Annotated in this window: 19 protein-coding genes; 16 read left to right on the top strand and 3 right to left on the bottom strand. The window is 51.8% G+C overall.

What is annotated here, in order from left to right; translation table 11 throughout:
- Positions 1 to 19: 19 nt before the first annotated feature.
- Positions 20 to 652: a CDP-alcohol phosphatidyltransferase family protein gene (locus tag BR04_RS00850; protein WP_496354087.1), complete on the bottom strand. Its 633-nt coding sequence runs from the start codon at positions 650 to 652 to the stop codon at positions 20 to 22.
- Positions 653 to 1,167: 515 nt separating this feature from the next.
- Here BR04_RS00850 and BR04_RS00845 point away from each other — a divergent pair.
- The 10 genes from BR04_RS00845 (at position 1,168) to BR04_RS00800 (ending at position 9,183) form a co-directional block, all read left to right on the top strand.
- Entirely contained in the window at positions 1,168 to 1,644 is a 477-nt protein-coding gene (locus tag BR04_RS00845) for a chemotaxis protein CheW (RefSeq protein WP_496354086.1), read from the top strand.
- Positions 1,645 to 1,715: 71 nt separating this feature from the next.
- Positions 1,716 to 2,705, top strand: a complete 990-nt coding sequence (locus BR04_RS00840; protein ID WP_496354085.1) for a DUF2804 domain-containing protein — start codon at positions 1,716 to 1,718, stop codon at positions 2,703 to 2,705.
- 138 nt (positions 2,706 to 2,843) lie between these two features.
- Positions 2,844 to 3,275 carry a 30S ribosomal protein S6 gene (gene rpsF / locus BR04_RS00835; RefSeq protein ID WP_496354084.1) on the top strand — a complete coding sequence of 144 codons (432 nt, stop codon included), beginning with the start codon at positions 2,844 to 2,846 and terminating at the stop codon, positions 3,273 to 3,275.
- Positions 3,276 to 3,281: 6 nt separating this feature from the next.
- Positions 3,282 to 3,548, top strand: a complete 267-nt coding sequence (gene rpsR / locus BR04_RS00830; protein ID WP_496354083.1) for a 30S ribosomal protein S18 — start codon at positions 3,282 to 3,284, stop codon at positions 3,546 to 3,548.
- 24 nt (positions 3,549 to 3,572) lie between these two features.
- Positions 3,573 to 4,529, top strand: a complete 957-nt coding sequence (locus BR04_RS00825; RefSeq protein ID WP_496354082.1) for a DUF2232 domain-containing protein — start codon at positions 3,573 to 3,575, stop codon at positions 4,527 to 4,529.
- A gap of 37 nt (positions 4,530 to 4,566) precedes the next feature.
- Complete coding sequence (gene rplI / locus BR04_RS00820; protein ID WP_496354443.1) at positions 4,567 to 5,013, top strand: 50S ribosomal protein L9; 447 nt, start codon at positions 4,567 to 4,569, stop codon at positions 5,011 to 5,013.
- Between the two features lie 92 nt (positions 5,014 to 5,105).
- Positions 5,106 to 6,476 carry a replicative DNA helicase gene (dnaB, locus tag BR04_RS00815; protein ID WP_496354081.1) on the top strand — a complete coding sequence of 457 codons (1,371 nt, stop codon included), beginning with the start codon at positions 5,106 to 5,108 and terminating at the stop codon, positions 6,474 to 6,476.
- Between the two features lie 18 nt (positions 6,477 to 6,494).
- Positions 6,495 to 8,171, top strand: coding sequence for a GTPase HflX (gene hflX / locus BR04_RS00810; RefSeq protein ID WP_496354080.1), 1,677 nt, complete (start codon positions 6,495 to 6,497; stop codon positions 8,169 to 8,171).
- 35 nt (positions 8,172 to 8,206) lie between these two features.
- Positions 8,207 to 8,986 (top strand): inositol monophosphatase family protein, encoded by a 780-nt coding sequence (locus BR04_RS00805; RefSeq protein WP_496354079.1) that lies wholly within the window; start codon positions 8,207 to 8,209, stop codon positions 8,984 to 8,986.
- Positions 8,983 to 9,183, top strand: coding sequence for a hypothetical protein (locus BR04_RS00800; protein WP_496354078.1), 201 nt, complete (start codon positions 8,983 to 8,985; stop codon positions 9,181 to 9,183). Before BR04_RS00805 ends, BR04_RS00800 begins: the two co-directional genes overlap by 4 nt.
- Positions 9,184 to 9,264: 81 nt before the next feature.
- On the opposite strand, the gene BR04_RS00795 is transcribed toward BR04_RS00800, so the two are convergent.
- Together BR04_RS00795 and BR04_RS00790 are read right to left on the bottom strand one after the other, a co-directional pair.
- The gene (locus BR04_RS00795) at positions 9,265 to 9,663 is read right to left on the bottom strand and encodes a nuclear transport factor 2-like protein (RefSeq protein WP_496354077.1); all 399 of its coding nucleotides are present in this window, start codon (positions 9,661 to 9,663) and stop codon (positions 9,265 to 9,267) included.
- Between the two features lie 26 nt (positions 9,664 to 9,689).
- The gene (locus tag BR04_RS00790) at positions 9,690 to 11,165 is read right to left on the bottom strand and encodes a methyl-accepting chemotaxis protein (protein WP_496354076.1); all 1,476 of its coding nucleotides are present in this window, start codon (positions 11,163 to 11,165) and stop codon (positions 9,690 to 9,692) included.
- 402 nt (positions 11,166 to 11,567) lie between these two features.
- Between BR04_RS00790 and BR04_RS00785 the strand changes: the two genes are divergently transcribed.
- The 6 genes from BR04_RS00785 to BR04_RS00760 all read left to right on the top strand — a co-directional run bounded on the left by BR04_RS00785 (position 11,568) and on the right by BR04_RS00760 (position 18,631).
- A complete protein-coding gene (locus tag BR04_RS00785) occupies positions 11,568 to 13,157 on the top strand; it encodes a PilZ domain-containing protein (protein ID WP_496354075.1) in 1,590 nt (529 codons plus the stop codon).
- Positions 13,158 to 13,315: 158 nt separating this feature from the next.
- Complete coding sequence (locus BR04_RS00780; RefSeq protein ID WP_496354074.1) at positions 13,316 to 14,740, top strand: PP2C family protein-serine/threonine phosphatase; 1,425 nt, start codon at positions 13,316 to 13,318, stop codon at positions 14,738 to 14,740.
- Positions 14,741 to 14,773: 33 nt separating this feature from the next.
- Positions 14,774 to 15,322, top strand: a complete 549-nt coding sequence (locus BR04_RS00775) for an ATP-binding protein (protein WP_496354073.1) — start codon at positions 14,774 to 14,776, stop codon at positions 15,320 to 15,322.
- A gap of 48 nt (positions 15,323 to 15,370) precedes the next feature.
- Entirely contained in the window at positions 15,371 to 15,718 is a 348-nt protein-coding gene (locus BR04_RS00770; protein WP_496354072.1) for an STAS domain-containing protein, read from the top strand.
- 9 nt (positions 15,719 to 15,727) lie between these two features.
- On the top strand, positions 15,728 to 18,298 hold the full coding sequence (locus tag BR04_RS00765) for a hybrid sensor histidine kinase/response regulator (RefSeq protein WP_496354071.1): 2,571 nt from the start codon (positions 15,728 to 15,730) through the stop codon (positions 18,296 to 18,298).
- Positions 18,299 to 18,376: 78 nt separating this feature from the next.
- Positions 18,377 to 18,631, top strand: coding sequence for a hypothetical protein (locus BR04_RS00760; RefSeq protein ID WP_496354070.1), 255 nt, complete (start codon positions 18,377 to 18,379; stop codon positions 18,629 to 18,631).
- The last annotated feature ends 316 nt before the right edge of the window (positions 18,632 to 18,947 follow it).

Here is an 18,947-nt window from a genome sequence, read left to right as displayed (position 1 = left end):
CGCATACAGCAAATTACGATCAGGGACTTTTGGGGTTCACATCAGACTCACCCTCCTGGCTGCCGATACGAAAAAGCATCAGACTTTCCAGGATACGCTGACCGGATGTAATGACAACCGCCAGAACGAATAGAAGGGTAAGAAAAATACCGGCATTGGGAAACAAAATAATGAGAGTAAAAAAAAGAAAACTCTCGCTACGTTCAGCAAAACCCGGCTGATGCCGGAATGCCTTTCGGGTATCACCGGGTACCAGTGCCCCATGGAGCAAAAGGACGGTTACGGAAATCAGCAGAGCGGAAAGAAGGAAAATCAAAACCAGACGAAGTTCTGGCCGCACAAGGGCAAGAACAAGAATCACCGCCACCTCGACACAGCGATCTCCCAATACATCCAGAAAAGCCCCTGTGGCGGAACAGCTTCCCCGCCTCCGGGCAAGGGTACCATCCAGCACATCAAAAAGCCCGGAAAGCCACAAAAAAAACACAGCCCAGAGTGGTGGATACTCCTGCCAGAGAAAAAAAGCAGCCGTCAGTCCCAAAAGCAGGGCAAGCAAGGTCAGGTGCATTGCCGTCATACCACAGGCCGCAAAGGGCCGTACCATCATATTAAAAAGGGGTTGAATCAAGGGTCTTAAGCGACTGTCAAGCATCCTGGAAAATCCTCTTATGACGGCCCTCCCCAGGGGAAAGCCCGTTTTTCATATCTTCCTGCCTTCTAACGGAAGGTCTGCCCTTACCGGAAAAAAGACTAAGGACTTCAGCCTTTTCACACCCTACCCTTTTCACGCAGGAACGTCAAAAAAAAGCCCGTAGCATCCAAATTTTTCCCGTTTTTTTATTAAACCTTTTATGCTAATGTATTCCATTCTGTAAAGTTTCCTGCTCACTCTCTGTTTTTTGGCCTGTTTTTCCGGACACAAAAAAACAGCTTTTCTTTTTATGGAAATTATAGGTTCAATGCCTGTGAAGGCAAGTCTTGCGCCTGTTCTCACCTCTCAGGAAAATGGCATAAACTCAAAGACAAGGGCTGGAAGGGCTAATTCAGAGTCCGTAATCAGATTCTTCTTTTCCTGTATCAAATACGAAATAACATACCCGTAAAAAAAACGGAAAAGAATGCATCCCCAAAGACGTCATACGCATCCCCATGAAAGGAGAATCCATCATGAGTGAAACCGCAAATGCCGGAAAATACCTGACCTTTTCGCTGGGAGCAGAAGAATACGGAATCGGCATTCTTAAGGTGAAGGAAATCATCGGTATGATGCCCATCACTTCCGTTCCTCAGACACCTGCCTTTGTCAAGGGCGTTATCAATCTCAGAGGAAAGGTGATTCCTGTTGTGGATCTGAGACTCAAATTTTCCATGCCACCCGTAGACTATAGCGAACGCACCTGCATCATCGTTGTGGAAATCAGGGGAAACAGCACTTCCCTTCTCATGGGGTGTGTGGTGGACTCCGTATCCGAAGTCATCAATATCCGGGTTGAGGAGATTGAAGCGCCTCCCAGTTTCGGCACCCGGGTGCATACGGAATACATCCTGGGCATGGCCAAAATGGAAGGACGGGTCAAGATCCTACTCGACATCGACCGTGTCCTCAGTTCCGAAGAAATGGATGCCATTACCTCAGCAGCCTGAAATTCCCAAACCCAAAAAAACACAACCACCTTCTTAACGGGTTGTACAGTCTAAAAGACACAGGAGACCCCATGTCATGCTCTCTGGTCTGTCCTGTCACCGGCAGGATTCACCCTGGCCGGTATACAGAGCCCGTCACCATCAATCTTGAAAATTTTATTCTAAAATCTGCCATGGGCAGAGGTTTACCCAGAGGACTTGTCCCCCTGAAATACCGCCAATTTGTCTTTATCGGTGTTTCAGACAGAGATTTTTCGGCGGGCGTGGCCTTGGCAGGCCTTCCCTTTGCCCAACAGGCCTTTTTCTACGCAAGACCAGCATCAGGGCCACCCTGGGTACAGACCTTTGCCCTCCGAGTCCTCCCCCCAAATCCCATGGACTGCCGGGCGGAATTTCCCAATCTTCAGTTCCAGGGTTCCGGACTCCGTATCCATCTGGAAAAGGGACACCTTGAGGTTTCCCATAAAGACAGCATCCTTGTCCTCAAGTTCGGAGAAGAACCCTCTCCCCTGCGCCTCTGTACCCGCACAGGCCGGGCAGGCTGGACTTTCACCCGCAAGGCGGCCCCCATACCCGCCTCGGGATATTTCCGAACAAAAAACTTCCAAAGAGAGCTTCTGCCGTCCTCCTGCCGGGTTCTCACGGATCGCACCTGCGGTCTTCTGAGGAGGGAAACTTTCTGGAACTGGGCCGCTGCGGCTACGGTACTCCCCGATGGCCGGAACTTTGGCATGAATCTCGCCTGGGGTGTCAATGAAACGGGCTTTACGGAAAACCGGATATGGCTGGACGGAAACCCAACAGATCTTGGCCCTGTCATATTTGATATTCCGGAAAAACCCAGTCGTCAGGATTGGCGGGTCTACACGGAAGACCACAGCCTGGATCTCACCTTCCATCCTGCGGGCAACATTGCCCAACGTTTCAATGCAGGCCTCATTGCCACAAACTTTCTTCAGAACACAGGCACCTTTACGGGCCGTATCCACCTTCCCACCTTCCCAGCCCTGGATCTTTCCGCCATACCCGGATGGACAGAAGATCATTATGTCCGCTGGTAATTCCAAGAGCAGAGCCTTGACAAGAAGGTAAGGCAATAGTATTCAATCTTGATTTTTTACGCCTGTCCCGCCAAGGGATGGAGCTTCCTTGCCCATGCATGAAAAATGGCCTGGGCTTTAAACCCGAAAGGATTGTTTATGAGAAGATATGAAACCATCTTCATCCTGGATCCGGATCTTCCCGAAGAAGTAAGGACCCAGATTCTTGAGCGCAGCACCGCCCTTATCGAATCCACTGGTGGTCAGATTGCCAAAATTGACGAGTGGGGCAACCGTAAACTGGCTTATCCCATTGCAAAAAAAGTTCGTGGTCACTATATCCGCCTCGACTATCTCTGCCAGGGAGACTTGATTTTTGAGCTGGAACGCAGCTTCCGCCTTGACGATCGGGTTATCAAATACATCACCGTACTGCTCGACAAATACAGCAGCCTTGAAAAAATCGAGGCTGAAGCGATTGCTGCCGAAAAGGCCGCAGCCGAAGCCGCAGCAGCCCTTGAAAACCGCCGGGATAACGATGATGACGATGACGACGATGATGATGATGACGATTTCGACAAGGAGGACTAATCTGCCATGGTGAATCCCAGAACTGCCAAAGTATCCAGAAAGAAAAAAAGACGTGTTTATCACCGCAGAAAAGTATGCCGTTTCTGTGCAGATGCCAAGCTGCCCATTGACTACAAGGACTTCAAAGGACTGAAGTATTTTGTTACGGAACGCGGCAAGATCATCCCCAGACGGATCACCGGAACCTGTTCCAAGCATCAGCGCCTCCTGACCACAGCCATCAAACGTTCCCGCAATATTGCACTGATGCCCTTTGTCGGTAATATTGAATAAGGAATCACAGGGAAAGGTATAACCATGGACGGGGGAGAAAACGCAGGGCTGAAAAGTTTTGCCAGTTTATTGATGCTGGCCGGACTGCTTGCGGTTTCTGGGGTAATGCTGCCCTTTATCGGCATTTTCCCAGCCCTTTTTCTCCCTCTTCCCATGCTGCTTCTCCGGCTTGAAAATGAAACCGTCATCCCCGCATGCCTCCTTGCAGGCATGGTACTGACCCTGCCGCCCATACTGTTGGGCCGGATGACACCGGATATGTTTTTCTATGGCGGCATGCTGCTTTATGGATTTATGATGGGAGAAGGATGGAGACGGGGAAAAAGCAAGGAAATCTTTGTCACCCAGGGTATCCTCACTGTTTTGCTTGCCGGTATTCTGGGCGTCCTCATCCTCTCTCTGAACAGCGGAAAGAGTCCCTTCGCCTTGATCAGTACCCATATTGCTGCCAATCTCAACCTTACCCTTGAGATCTATCGGCAAATGGAAATGCCCGAGGAAACCCTGGCTCTTTTCGAAGCCTCTTTACCACGGCTGGAATATGCCCTGACACGGCTTTTACCTGCTATTATGGCTACCCTGCTGATTCTTGCTGCCTGGCTCAACCTGCTGGCAGCCAGATCCATTGTCCGCCATCGGAAAACAGCTATACCAGATCTGGGGTTTTTCATGAACTGGGGGGTACCCCCCTTTTTTATCTGGGGGTTTATCGTAACGGGACTGATTCTGCTCCTGCCCGTTCCCCCAATCCGTATCCTGGGACTTTCCTGTCTGCTTCTGCTTCTGCCCCTTTATTTTCTACAGGGCATGGCCATTACAGCTTTCTGGTTTCAGCACCGCAGGGTACCCCCCCTTATCCGGTATACGCTTTATGCCCTGATGCTGATCCAACAGATTCTTATTCTGTTAATTCTGCTGATAGGCATCTTTGATACTTGGCTCAATTTTCGTAAACGTATTCAGACAACGCCAACACCCTGACGTCGTCCTCACAGACATCCGGAGGTTTATAATTATGATGAAAGTTATCCTCAAAGAAACCATTGAATCCCTCGGCATTATCGGTTCCGAGGTCAGCGTGGCGGACGGGTATGCACGCAACTACCTGCTGCCCCAAAACAAGGCCATCCCCGCCACTGCCCAGAACCGTAAAGTCATGGAACAGAACAAGGCCCGCGTTCAGGCCCAGATTGCCAAGGAACGTGCCAGTGCAGAAGAGCTGGCGGCTCGTCTTGCCGAAATTTCCATCACCATCTCCGCCAAGGTTGCAGACGAAGGCAAGCTCTACGGCTCCGTTTCCGTTCAGGATATCATCCGTGCTCTTCAGGAGCAGAACGTGGAAGTGGAAAGACGCCAGCTTCTTCTTGCCGAACCCATCAAGGCCCTTGGAATCTACAAGGTACCGGTTCGGGTTTACAAGGGTGTCAAGCCTGAAATCACTGTGGAAGTGGTACCTGCAGCCTGATCTTCAGGCTGGAATTTTCTGGTTTTTCTTTATCCAAAAAAATCAGGCGGAAAGTTTTACGGAACTTTCCGCCTGACCTGTCTGAGGCCTCCATGTCTGAACATCCCTCCAGTGACAAAGATCCCCTTTTTTCCCGGACACCGCCCCACAGCCCTGAGGCGGAAACATCCCTCTTAAGCGCCATTCTCATCCACAATGATGTGCTCATGGATATTGTGGATATTCTGGATCCCGAACATTTTTACCGTGCCGCCCACCAGAAAATCTATGGTGCGGCACGCACCCTTTTTGCAAAGGGCCAGCCCGCAGACCTTGTCACTGTGGCAAATTTTCTTCAGGATTCCGGGCATCTGGAAAGTATTGGTGGCGCAGCATCCCTGGCCCGCATTGTGGATACCATTCCCATTGCCCCCAATGCTGTAGAATACGCAAAAATCATCAAGAACAAGGCCTCCCTGCGCAGACTCATTGAACGGGCCACCCAGATTGTGGGCAAATGCTTTTCCGATGCCGGCGATGTGGACAGCGTTATCGACTTCGCGCAGAGTGTCATTTTTGAGATTGCTGAAAATAAAACCCGCAAGGCCTTTTCTCCCTTAAACCAGCTCATTGACATCAATATTGACACCATAGAGCAACAACAGGGGAGCCAGAAAGACATCACAGGCATCGCCACCGGCTACCGTCGCATTGACCAGCTCACCTCCGGTTTGCAAAACTCAGACCTCCTTATCCTTGCTGCAAGACCTGCCATGGGTAAAACTTCCTTTGTACTGAACCTTGCCCGAAATGCGGCTGTGGAATCCGGAGTTCCTGTGGCCATCTTCTCCCTGGAAATGAGCAAAGAACAGCTCTCCATGCGGCTCCTTACGGCGGAAGCCCGGGTGGAATCCGGCAAGGTTCGGGGAGGCTCCCTCTCTCCGGAGGAATGGAACCGCATCAATACAGCGGCCTCCATTCTCTACGAAGCTCCCATCTACATCGACGATTCTCCAGATGTATCCCCCATGGATATCCGCGCCAAAGCCAGACGTCTCAAACTGGAAAAGGGTCTGGGACTGCTCATCATCGACTATCTCCAGCTCATGCGGGGTTCTTCCCATTCGGATCGCAGGGATCTGGAAATTGCTGAAATTTCAAGATCCCTCAAGGGACTGGCCAAGGAACTCCAGATTCCCGTTATCGCCCTCTCCCAGCTCAACCGTATGCTGGAACAACGTGCCGATAAACGCCCCATGCTGTCGGATCTCAGAGAATCCGGCTCCCTGGAACAGGATGCGGATATTGTCATGTTCATCTACAGGGATGAGGTCTATAATAAGGACGAAAACAACCCCAACAGGGGAAAGGCAGAGGTCATCATTGCCAAACACAGAAATGGTGCCGTAGGAACGGCCCACATGGCCTTCCTCGGATCCTATACCCGCTTTGAAGATCTCGCCTCAGGCGAATACCCCCACTGATATTCCGGAAGGTGACCCATGGCCGAAGTATACGGTACAACAGACGGGCTGAAAGCCCGACAGATCAAGGCCCTTGAAAGCCTTTACAGTCAGCGGATTCCCCAGGATTGTATCCTCCCTGAATCCCTCGCCCAGGAACTCTGCGCCCTCTCCCGGGAGATGCATCGCCAGATCGGCCTTGCCATCGACAGAGGCGGAAAGGTGGTACGGGTCATTGCCGGGGATGCCAAGGAAATTCTGATCCCCGATCTTTCAGATTTCAGAACAGCCCCAGGACGTCTGCGGGGCATCCGCATCGTGCATACCCACCTCAACGGAGAAGAACTCAGCCAGGATGACCTCACAGACCTTGCCCTTCTGCGCCTTGACCTCATCTGTGCCCTCTGTCTGACGCCGAAGGGAACCCTTTCTGAGGTGCATGTGGCCCATGTACTTCCCGGCGGCGGGAGTAACAATCCCTGCCATGTGCTTCCCCCCGGTGATGCCGGGCTCCTTGAGAACGACTGCCTCCACTTCATTCTGGAACTTGAAGATGAACTCAGCCGCTCCGGTTCCCTCAAGGATGCTCCTGCGGGTGTGGAACGGGCCATTCTCGTAGGGGTTTCCGGTCTGAGCCGGACAGAAGCCGAAGCCCACATGGCAGAACTGCGCGAACTGGCGGAGTCCTGCAGTGTACATGTGATCTGCACCCTGATGCAAACCCGACAGAAACCCGACCCCAAAACCCTCATGGGCCAGGGTAAGCTGAAGGATCTCTACCTTATGGCCCTTCAGGATGCAGCCACCCTCATCATCTTTGACCAGGAGCTTTCTCCTGCCCAGGTACGCAATGTCAGTGACCGCATGGAATTGAAGGTTATTGACCGTACCCAGCTCATTTTAGATATCTTTGCCCGCAGGGCCCAGAGCCGGGAAGGAAAACTACAGGTGGAACTGGCCCAGCTCAAATACCTCCAGCCCCGGCTCACGGAAAAAAATACGGCCATGAGCCGTCTGACGGGTGGTATCGGCGGCAGAGGCCCCGGTGAAACCAAACTGGAAATCAACCGCAGACGGGTAAGGGAACAGATCCTCCGTCTGGAAAAGGCCGTAGGAGATGTCCAGCGCCACAGACAGCAGCAGAAGGCCCGACGAAACCGCCAGGGCCTGCCGGTTTTCTCCATTGTGGGCTATACCAATGCCGGAAAATCCACCCTGCTCAATACCCTGACCCAGAGTGCCGTCCAGGCCAAGGATCAGATGTTCGCCACCCTCGATCCCACCTCCAGACGCCTGCGCTTCCCTCAGGATGTGGAAGTGATTATTACCGATACCGTAGGTTTTATCCGCAACCTGCCCAAAGAGCTGATGGCAGCCTTCCGCGCCACCCTGGAAGAGCTGGAAAATGCCGACATTCTGCTGCATGTGGTGGATATCTCCAACCCTGCATGGGAAAAACAGATGGCCAGCGTGGAAAAGGTGCTTGAAGATCTTTCCCTTACGGATATTCCCCAGATCCGGGTTTTCAACAAAATGGACGCTGCCGATCCCAAAGAACTGGAAAGGGCACTCCGTGGTGGTCAGGGGATTGCCGTCTCGGCTCTGTCGCGCCCCACGCTGCGCCCACTTCTGGAACGTATGGAAGAAAACCTTTACCGCCAGACTGGCTCCCGTCCTTTTGCCGATGCAGCCCCCACAGGAGAAGAGTCCAATTGACTTCTTACGGTAAAATTCCTATATCAGGGTCGATGATGAGCGAAGCGCTGTTGCATACCGCCGTTGAGGCGGCCCGGGTCGGGGGAGAGGTTCTCATGGCCCATTTCGGAAAGCTTCAGCACATCCAGAAAAAAGGCCGTACAGACCTTGTCACCGAGGCCGATACGGCTACAGAAAGGGCTGTGCTTTCTCTCATTGAAAGCCGGTACCCGGAACACGGTATTCTTGCCGAAGAATCCGGAAGTCACAGGGCAGAAGCTCCTTTCCAATGGATTCTCGACCCCCTGGACGGCACCACCAATTTTGCCCACAGCCTTCCCTTTTTTGCCGTTTCCCTTGCCGTATCCTTTAGAGGGCGCCTGCTGGCAGGCTGCGTGTACAATCCCCTGCTGGGGGAATGCTTCACAGCCATGGCGGCAAAAGGAGCTTTTAAAAACGAATCCCCCATCCATGTATCCACCACAGACACCCTGGAAGACAGCCTGCTGGCAACGGGTTTTCCCTACTCCGTCCGTGAGAATCTCTCCGCCATTACCACCCGCTTTCGCCGCTGTCTCCATGCCGCACGGGGAATCCGTCGCCTGGGAGCGGCTTCCCTGGATCTCTGCTATCTGGCCAGCGGCTCCTTTGATGCCTTCTGGGAGGAAAGCCTGAAACCCTGGGATACCGCCGCAGGCAGCCTCATTGCAGAGGAAGCCGGGGCCTGCCTTACGGATTTCGAAGGCCAGCCCTACCATATCCACGCGTCAAGTCTTCTGGCCACCAATGGCCGGATTCATGAACCCCTGTGCCGTCTTTTGGAGTCCACCCCATGAAACACCCCCGGTATATCCTTGCCCGTCACGAAGATACCCTTGAATGTTTTACCCATTTCCGCATGAGCAACCGAATTTGCAGAAAATACTGTGCGGTACGCCTGCGCTGCCTCATTGAGCGGGATCAGCGGATTCTTCCGGAATTTTTTGATGATGACCCCCCCATTTTCGATGAACCCGCCCTGCCCATGCAATAAAAAAGGGCCTTGCGGCCCTTTGCTCTCCCCCCATATTGTTCAGGGTTCCAGTTCTTAAAAAAAACTGGAACCTTTTTTCAATCAAATATATCCCTTTTCCTTCAGGCGTTCCCCCATCATCTGGGCCAGGGTCATCAGGCCCGTCAAAGGACGGATAAAGACCTCAAAACGCTGAATTTTCCCTTCCTCATTGAATTCAATGAGATCCATACCCTTCACGGACTTATCTCCCACATCCGCACTGAACTCCAAAGCCCAGTTCTGCCCCTGTATCAGTTCCCGGTGGTAGGTAAAATTCTGAAACACCTCAATCACCGTACTGAGAAGAACCACGGCTTCCATACGGGTATTTTTGGGTTTCCAGAGGGCTGGAGAATAAAACTGCACATCTTCTGCCAGCATGGACTCAAGGGCCTCCATGTTACGATTAAAGACCACATCATGCCATTGGGCCAGTTTTTCACGTTTCATCTCATCCACGCAATCCACTCCTGAATTTTTTCGGTTTACTCTTTCAGAACACAGACATCGTTCAGGTCTTTTGCCAGTTTTTCAAGGAAAGTCGCAGACCCGGCCATTTCCGTAATATCCTGACGGATGCCCTCCACAGCCCGGTTCAGAGCCAGCATATTCTCAGCTACCGCATCGCTCCTACTGGCAGATTCTCCGATACGGGCGGCAATATCCTCAATCACCACACTCTGTTCCTCCACAGCGGCAGCAATGGAATCCTCCCCTTCCCGCATCACGGCAATGGTTTGTCCGATGGCCCGGTTACTCTGCACCACCTTTTCCACCGTATGTTCATTTTCCACAATATGATTGCGGATTTCTTCCGTTGCTTCCCGTGTTTTACGGGAAAGCTCCTTGATTTCACCGGCCACAACGGCAAACCCCTTTCCCGATTCTCCGGCCCTGGCCGCCTCAATGGTGGCATTCAAAGCCAGAAGATTGGTCTGTTCGGATATTTCCTGGATCACCGCCGTCACATTACCGATCCGACGTGTACTTTCCGAAAGTTTTTCAATCATGGCATTGGCCGCTTCAGCTTCCTTGACCGCTGTCCGGGCCACACCGGCCCCCTCATTGACACGATCCCGGACTTCCCGGATGGAAACCGCCGTCTCTTCCACAGAAGAAGCCATCACATGGAGAATTTCCTGAATCTCCTGAGTCAGATCCCGAACCTCTCCCGAAACGCCAGCCGTCCTGCTGGCTTCATCTCCCATGCGGATACTGGCAGAAGCCAGAGCTTGGGAAGCCTCAAGAAGGTCACAGGCATTTTTCGTGGTGCGGTCAAAGACCTGCTGCAAGCCCTCCATGTTCCGGGCGAGTTCTGCTGCGGATCTGGCCTGAGCCTCCATGGCCTGCTGCTGTCTGCCATCCGCCTCCTTCTGGGCTGCCATAGCCTTCAGGCGCATGCGTTCTATTACAAACATGCAGACAGCTATACTGATAAGCTGCCGGATGACATCCCCAAAACGAAGCTCCGCCCGCTGAAGCGCACTCACCTCCAGTACAGGAAAGACAATCCCAAGACCTGGAGCGTAATTGAAAAAAATAATGGCTAAACCCATGACAAGAGACCAGCCAACACAGGCCCATAATCCCTGAAAAACGGCGGTAATCACCGGAAACACAAAAAGCCAGCTCAAAGCGCTGGAATCCATGCCCCCTGTACGCCAGATATAAAAGAAAAAATACCAGGCCAGAAGCGCCATGATAAAGGTCGCAACAATCCTTGAGGATTTTGTCAGACGAAGAAGGAAGGGGGCAAACACAATCCCCAGCATGACCACAACAATATTGGTGGCCAGAACGCTTTCTCCCATGCGAAACCAGCGCAACGTGGTCAGAAGAAAAAGAACCGAGGCTACCATGCTAAAAAGAACAATAAAAACCGCCACCCGCTTCTTTTCCGGATGCGAGTCAAAATCTGCGGGTATAAAAAATTCCCAAAAAGCCTCCTTGAATCCCCCCATTTTCCCCCCGTATCTTCCATGTCCCATCATGCGGATATATCAAACCACCCAATGCCTCTTCAGAAGGATGAATCTATGCCTTTATTCTTGCCAGGGTAATGATAGTTTCAAATAGCAATTTTTTTCCGAGAGAACAAGGTTTGCATGACAGAAGTTTTCGATACCTTCTCCATCCCTTCTTTTTAAAATTCGACAGATTCCATGACTGTCAAAACACTGAACAGGGGTTCGAATAAAAATACGGTTGAATATTCACGGGTCTGCCTGTATGTTTAAGCACATCCCTGATTCTCTAAAAATCAGAAATATCTGACAAAAATGATGTGCATGTTTTGATCCACGAAACCAGAATCTGAAACCACCACTTTTAGGATCAACAACCACTTTCCGGAATAGGCCTGCATGTATCATATTTTTAAATCTGAAAAGGAAAATTGCCTGCTTCTGCGTATGCGCGGCCTTGTACTGGAAGAAGAGGGCGTCAGAATCATCCAAGATCTGACAAGCCAGATCCGCAGTATGCGCAAAGGATTTTCCCTTGCTCTGGACTTGAGAGCCTACAGCCCCAAACCCGGAGACAATGCGGAATTCATGGTGAGAAATGCCCTCAGGGTACTGGCTATCAAAAAACCTGCCATCATCATCCGAATTGCCCTGGAACCTGTTCTGAAACGCATCGACCGCATCTACGGAGAAATGGGACTCCCTTTTTCCTTCAAGGTAAAGAATGGTGCCAGCCTCAGGGAACTCATCTCCCTTCTCTCCACCCATGACCTTCCTGCCTACCAGCGTATGGCCCTGTGGCTTGCCAGCCTCCCCGAAGACATTGAGGCCCCTCTCACGGAAATGCTTCGGGATCTTGAAAAAAAAATGGCTTCCCGCAAGCCGGAAGCACTCCCCACACCGCCCTTTATCCGTGGCTTTTCCATCACGGGCAATCCGGTACGCCAGGAAAAAATCCGCATTCAGGTGGAAACGGATCAGGAACAAGCGGAGGAACCCTATCTTTTCCATTTCTCATACCGCTATCTCAGCAGCTTGGAAAACCTGGACGATCCCTGGCGGGTACTGCCTGAAACCGATGAAGGCAGCAATTGCAGAACATGGAGGTTTGAGCAGACGGGAAAACATGAAATCCGCATCCGGGTCTTAAAGACATCTGTAAGGGAAGGCAGCGCCCTCAGCAACGAAATCCGGATTCCCCTTTTTATCGTTCCGCAGGGAGAAACTAACAGTTCCCATGCGGCAAATGACTTTTCATTTTCCAAAGGGGCTTCCTGTTTTCTCCTGCAGGATCGGGAAAGACTCCAGCCCACTTTTCTGGAAACCCGGATTCTGGAGATCAATCTCTCCGCACAGTCCCTGGTGGTCTCCACACCCAAAACACCTCTGCGCAGCCTGACCTCCCTTGACACCCTGGATCTTGTGGCAACGGAATATGCCCATCCGGAAAAAGGCCGTCCCGGTCTGCACATCATCGCCGTGGAATCCATTCCCCACTATTTTCATGAAGACGGGCACTCCGAATCCGCCCTGCTGCTGCGCTTCACCCTGCCCCTCCGTCACATCGGTCTGCGCGGTGAACGCCAAGCCTTTCGATGCGCCTGCCAGCCTTACGCCCATCACATGGCGGGTAAAATTCTGTCCGGTCATACCCTGCTCACATCCAAGCACCACTTTGTCTTTCAGGATATCTCCATTCTGGGAATCGGCCTGCTTTTCTCCCCCGAACACGCAGCCCTCCTCCCGGAAAAAGGCGCTTACTGCACACTGGAACTTTTTTTTGAAGCCATAGAAGGTACGCTTGCAGATATTCATATCAGCGCAAAAATCCAGATGGTGCGGAAAGAACAGGATACAAAAACTCAAATGTTTGTTGCCGGATTTTCTTTTGTGGAAATGGATGCAAGGGAAGAAACCCTGCTGGCACGACATATCAACTCCCTGCAACTCCTTGAGCGGCAACGGCTTCTCAACGAAAAAAAACACTGAACGCTATTTTATACCCAGCATGACCATTTTTAAGATACGGATCTGCCTTGAAATACTACAAGAAAACTGTTGGTCAAACCGTGTCAAATTTTCACCTGGCTTAGTGCCGACCGTTTGGTGTATAAAAAAGCATCCGCACCCCCCTAAGGCCTGCTCCCATGAAGTCTTCCCTTTCCTTTCGTATTCTTTTTGCCTTTCTTGCCCTGACCCTTGTTCTTACAGTGCTGTCCACCCTGGTTCTTATTTTCAGGGAACACCAACGGGAAATGCTGCGTATGGAAAACCGGCTGGAACAGATCGGTGCCACCTATACCGATGCCTTGTCCGCCGTGGTCTGGAACATGGGAGATACGGAAACCCGGCTGCTCCTCGAAGGTATTCACAACATTCAGGATGTGGTGCATCTGGCCGTTTACGATGAAAAACACCGCCTTCTGGCTGAAAAAGGGACAGCCATAAGTACGGGACTGCAACGGACGTTTCCCCTGTATCAACCCGAAGTCCTTGCACCCAGCACCATTGGCAGCCTCTTGGTCACCATGAACATGGATGCCGCCAAGAGCAGAATCCGGGAAAGTGCGCTGCAAATTTTTACCATGCGAACCCTGGATCTTGGCATCATCAGTCTTTTTTTTCTGTGGATTATCCGCAATCTTGTCACCCGCCATCTGGAAGCCATGGCCAGCTATACACGGCAGATGAACCTGGATCGACTGGAAATGCCCCTGCGCCTTCCAGGAAAAAAACGCAGCGGCCGAAAAGATGAACTGGACATTGTTGTCGATGCCATCAATACCATGCGTCTTTCCATCTTGCAGGGCCTGGACGAAAAGGCAAAAAAAGCCAGAATGGAAGGAGAACTTCAGGCTGCTGCCTCCATACAGCAGGCGCTGATTCCTGATCATCCCCCCGTCATGGCGGGTCTGGATACGGCCTTTTTCTTCGATCCTGCCCTGGAAGTCAGCGGAGACTATTTTGACTTTTTTCCGCTGAGCACTTCCCGCATAGGGCTTGTGGTGGCGGATGCCTCAGGCAAGGGAATGCCCGCAGCCCTCATCGCCCACGCTGCACGCATCCTCCTCCACTCCTGTCCTGAGCTTCTGGATCAACCGGAAGCCCTGCTCAGCCGCCTGAACCGTACCCTGCCGGAAGCCATGGGACAGGGACATTTTCTGACCCTCAACTACCTCCTTTTAGATACAGAGACGCGTTGCCTGACCCTGGTTTCAGCAGGGCATGATCCCGTGCTTCTGCGAAGGCATTCCGGTGACATTATTCGAATCAAGCCCGAAGGATACCCCTTTTGCCGTCTGCATCAAAAAGCATTTGACATACGCCTGAAAAACCTTACGCTATCCCTTGAATCAGGAGACTGCCTTCTTCTCTACACCGATGGTCTCAGTGAATGTCTTTCTCCCGACAACGAACGCTTTGGAGAAGAACGCATCCATGCCATCCTGGCATCTCCCCACAAAACGGCAAAGGATCTTATCCTGCACCTGCTCACAGAAATCCGGACTTTCCGTGGTCATGCCCGAGTTCATGATGACATGACCCTTGTGGCGCTCCGTTTTGTGCCCTAAACAGCCTGTTCTCCCCTGCACAGGAGTCTTTCCATGAATGCTTCCTCCTTTTTTCCGGATGAGACCCAGTCCTTTCTGAAACACCAGGGGCTTGCACTGGGCATTCCGGAAGGAGACCTCACCGCCATCCAGATGAAAAAAGAATGTCGTCTTACCCTTGTTTTTCCCGCAGAAACCCGCCAGGTGGAACTGATCCGAAGGCTTGCCCGGAAAACAGCCTCTGAAATCCCCACTGTGGATACAGATACCGCCAACGATATCGCCCTTGCACTGGATGAGGCATGCAACAATGTGGTACGCCACGCCTATGGGTCACAGGAAAAAGTGGGACAAATCGAAGCCGAAATCCGCTTTTCTTCCCGGGATATCACCATTATCCTGAAAGATGAGGGGGAAGGAGGCCGTCTGTTTAACCCGGATCCCTTCAAGCCCCTGGATATCCAGGCCCTGCGACAGCACCCGAAAGCCGGAGGTCTGGGACTTCACCTGATCCGCAAAATCATGGACGAAGTGCATTACGAAAGGAAAGAGGGAAAACAGAACCAGCTCACCATGAAACGCTACCTTGCCCCAAGGCAATAGGCTTTTTCCCCCGTACATACCCATTTTTCATATCCGATGAGGTTCAGCATGCTCACAATCCGGAAACACACCGTAAACCATGTTGAAGTCCTTCACCTCGAAGGCGTTCTCAACGCAGATACCAGTTCTGATCTGGATCAGCTTCTCCAGAAAATGGCCGGATCCTCTCTCCCCCTCATCCTGCTCTGTGTGGAAAAACTGGAGTACATCAGCAGCGCGGGTATGGGCTGTTTTATCGGTACCATTGCGGCCATCCGTCAGAAAGGTGGCGACCTGCGCTTCTGCGGTATGCTCCCTCAGGTACGCCGTATTTTCACCCTGCTGGACATGGATGACTTTTTCTGCCATTTCGATTCCATGGAAAAAGGCCTGGCAAGCTTTGTATCCATCCCATAAGGATTCTCCATGAACCCTCCCAGCGTGAACCAGCCTCCTTCCTCCAATCCATCCAATGATGCCCTGTTTCTTTTTTTCAACCGCCTGGGAGAAAGCACCAGCCCTGAAAATTTTCAGCTTTTATTTCAAATTTTTTTCCGGGAGACAACGGGGATGGAGAACTGGCTCGGACTCCCCGCAGAAAATCAGGGAACACATTTTTGTTTTTACGAAAACACTCCAAAGGGAAAAAAATCTCTTTTCCCTGAGTTTGAGGCCAGCACAGCATTTCTGAAAAATCTTGCTCCCAGAAAAATCCTCCCTGCGCCAAAAAGTCTCTCGCCTGCCACCAGATTGCTTCCCGTATACAGCCGGGAAACGCTGCTGGCAATTCTCATCTGGGTGGAACCTGCAACAGCAGCCAGCAGTGAACACCATGACTGTACCCTGAAACTTGCGGCCATAGCCGGTATGGCCCTCAGGCAGTTCCACACCCAGCAGGATCTGAAAAACCATAAAGAAGAGCTTGAACGGCGAGTTTTTGAGCTGGCGCTTCTGGAAGAAACCACTGCAACTTTCATCACAGATCTGGATACCCTTTCCATCAGCAAAAAGCTGCTTCTTTCCATCATGGGCTATCTGACCTGCACCCATGGAGCCATTTACCTCCGTTCAGGAGAGGAGAGAGAACAGTTTACCCTTGTGGTCGAAACTACACATCCTGAAAAAAAATGTGCCCCCTGCCTGTATATTCCGGATCCTTTTTTCCTGAATGGCTCTCCTTTTCATATCCGGCTGGAAGACCCCCTTCCTGCCTCCCTTACCCCCCTCCGGGAAATGGGCATGGATCTTTTTTTTCCCATGGTAACGGGTGGAAGTTTCATCATGGGTTTTGTTGTTGTCGGATCACGGATTCAGGGAGACTGCCCGCGAAAAAAGGAACTGATGCTGGCAGAAACCATCATCCGGCAGGCCCTTGCCCCCCTGCGCAATGCCTCCCTGTATGCGGATCTCAAAGCCAACAATGAAGCGCTGGGACACTCCCTTGATCTGCTGAAGAAGGAAATCACAGAACGAGAAAAGACCGAGGAACGGCTTCTGGAGTATCAGGGCGTTGTTGCCGCCTCCCAGGATCCCGTTGCCCTCATTGACGAAGATTTTCGGATTGTACTGGTCAACCGGGCCTGTGCCGAGGCCTTTGGAACCGTTCCTGAAAAACTTCAAAACAAAAACATCAGCCGGGTCACAGAATCTACCCTTTTCACCCGCAAGTTCCAAGACCCGCTGCAACGCTGCCTGGATGGAGAAACGGTACGTTTCCGCTTCTCCTGGAATTTTCCCAGATGGGGACTCCGCCACATTGACGTGGCAGGCTACCCCTATCAGGGACTCCATCTGGGAAAAAGAGCCGCCATCGTCATACTGCGTGACATTACCCAGATGCAGGAAATGGAAAACCGCCTTCTTCAATCCCAGAAGATGGAAGCCATTGGTACCCTTGCCGGTGGCATCGCCCATGATTTCAACAATATTCTTTCCGCCATTCTGGGCTATACGGAACTGGCACTCACCCGCCTGGAAGAGGGCCATCGTGCAAAACCTTTAATGGAAAATGCCATCACGGCCTGTGCACGGGCAGCGGATCTGGTACGCCAGATCCTTTCCTTCTCCCGGAGCGAAACCCATATCCCGGAAATGCAGTCCCTCTGTCTGATCACGACCACCCAGGAAGCCCTTACCTTCCTGAGAGCCAGCCTGCCCTCCACCCTGGAAATCCTTTTTACCCACGACCCCTCCCCCCTGGATGTGGGAGGAAATCCCACACAGATTCATCAGGTTATCACAAACCTATGCACCAATGCCGCCTACGCCATGGGCAATGTGGGAACTCTGCGCATTGATCTCAGGAAGCGGGAAATCGATCTTGCCATGAATGCCGCAGATCCTGAACTGAAACCAGGAAGCTATGCGGTGCTCATGGTAAAGGATACAGGGACGGGAATGTCCGAAGCCTGCATCCGGCGTATCTTTGAACCCTTTTTCACCACAAAGCCCCAGGGAAAAGGAACGGGGATGGGACTTTCCATCAGCCATGGGATTGTCGTACAGCACGGTGGCACCATACGGGTACAAAGCAGGGAGGGAGAAGGAAGCACTTTCACCGTTTATTTACCCCTTATCCTGAAAAACCAGAACCCCAAAAATATTCCTTACAATCCGGAAAGGCTCCATGGTACAGAACGTATTCTTTTTGTGGATGATGAGCCGGATATCCTGCGTCTTGCAGAAGCCACGCTCTCCGATCTCGGCTATGTGCTGACATGCCTATCACGGCCCGAAGAAGCCCTCCGGATTTTTCGGGAAGATCCCAAGGCCTTTGACCTTGTAATCCTGGATCAGGTCATGCCCCGCATGACAGGAAGTCTCCTTGCACGCCATCTGCTGAAAACGCGTCCGGATCTGCCCATCCTGCTCTGTTCAGGATTTTCGGAGGCCATCTCCCCTGACATGGTACAAGACATGGGGATCCAGCACTACCTTATGAAACCCTTTTCCCAGCATCATCTGGCCCGTACCGTACGCAGAATGCTTGATGGTTGAAAATCAAACCAGAATTTTCTAAAAGGCTTCCAGCAAGGCGGTTTTTGTTCAACCATGACATCAGGAACAGGAGAGAACATGTTTTACGATTCCCTAAACGACCTGCTTGAAACCCGTTTCGGTCAGAAAGCTCCCGAAGATCCCGTTGTTTTTATTCATGATGAAGACCTGTCCCGGATTGAGGAGCTGCTTACGCCCGGCCCCGACGGAGAACCGGTGTTCAATCCCCCCCTTGTATTCCAGAAAGCGGCAGAGCTGGGGTACTGGTGTGAAGCCGACTGGGATGAAAAGGGCGGTGGCTTTGTGTTCGCACCGGAAACAAGAAAACGGTAAAATAAAAAGAGAAAACCCCGGATTCCCTATGGAAATCCGGGGTTTTCTGATGTGAGTTCCTTAGAAGAATCACAAAGATGGGGAACGGAAACGGCCACCCACAGGCAGGATTCTCAATGAAGAAGCCCTTCTATCGAGGGCGGTGGGTTCTTAATCATAAGGCAGGTGCGGCGTCTTCGCCGCCAATCGCTGAAAGCGTATCAGACGGTACCCTTCCCGTTCCCTGATTGTCAAAGAAACACAAACCCGCGTATTATCGCTGCTTCTTTGGTTCGTTTTCTTTATATGGCGTATTATGTGCATCCCTGCCGGCCTT

Source organism: Desulfobotulus sapovorans DSM 2055 (assembly GCF_059569355.1).
This window is presented reverse-complemented; position numbering and strand designations above follow the sequence as displayed.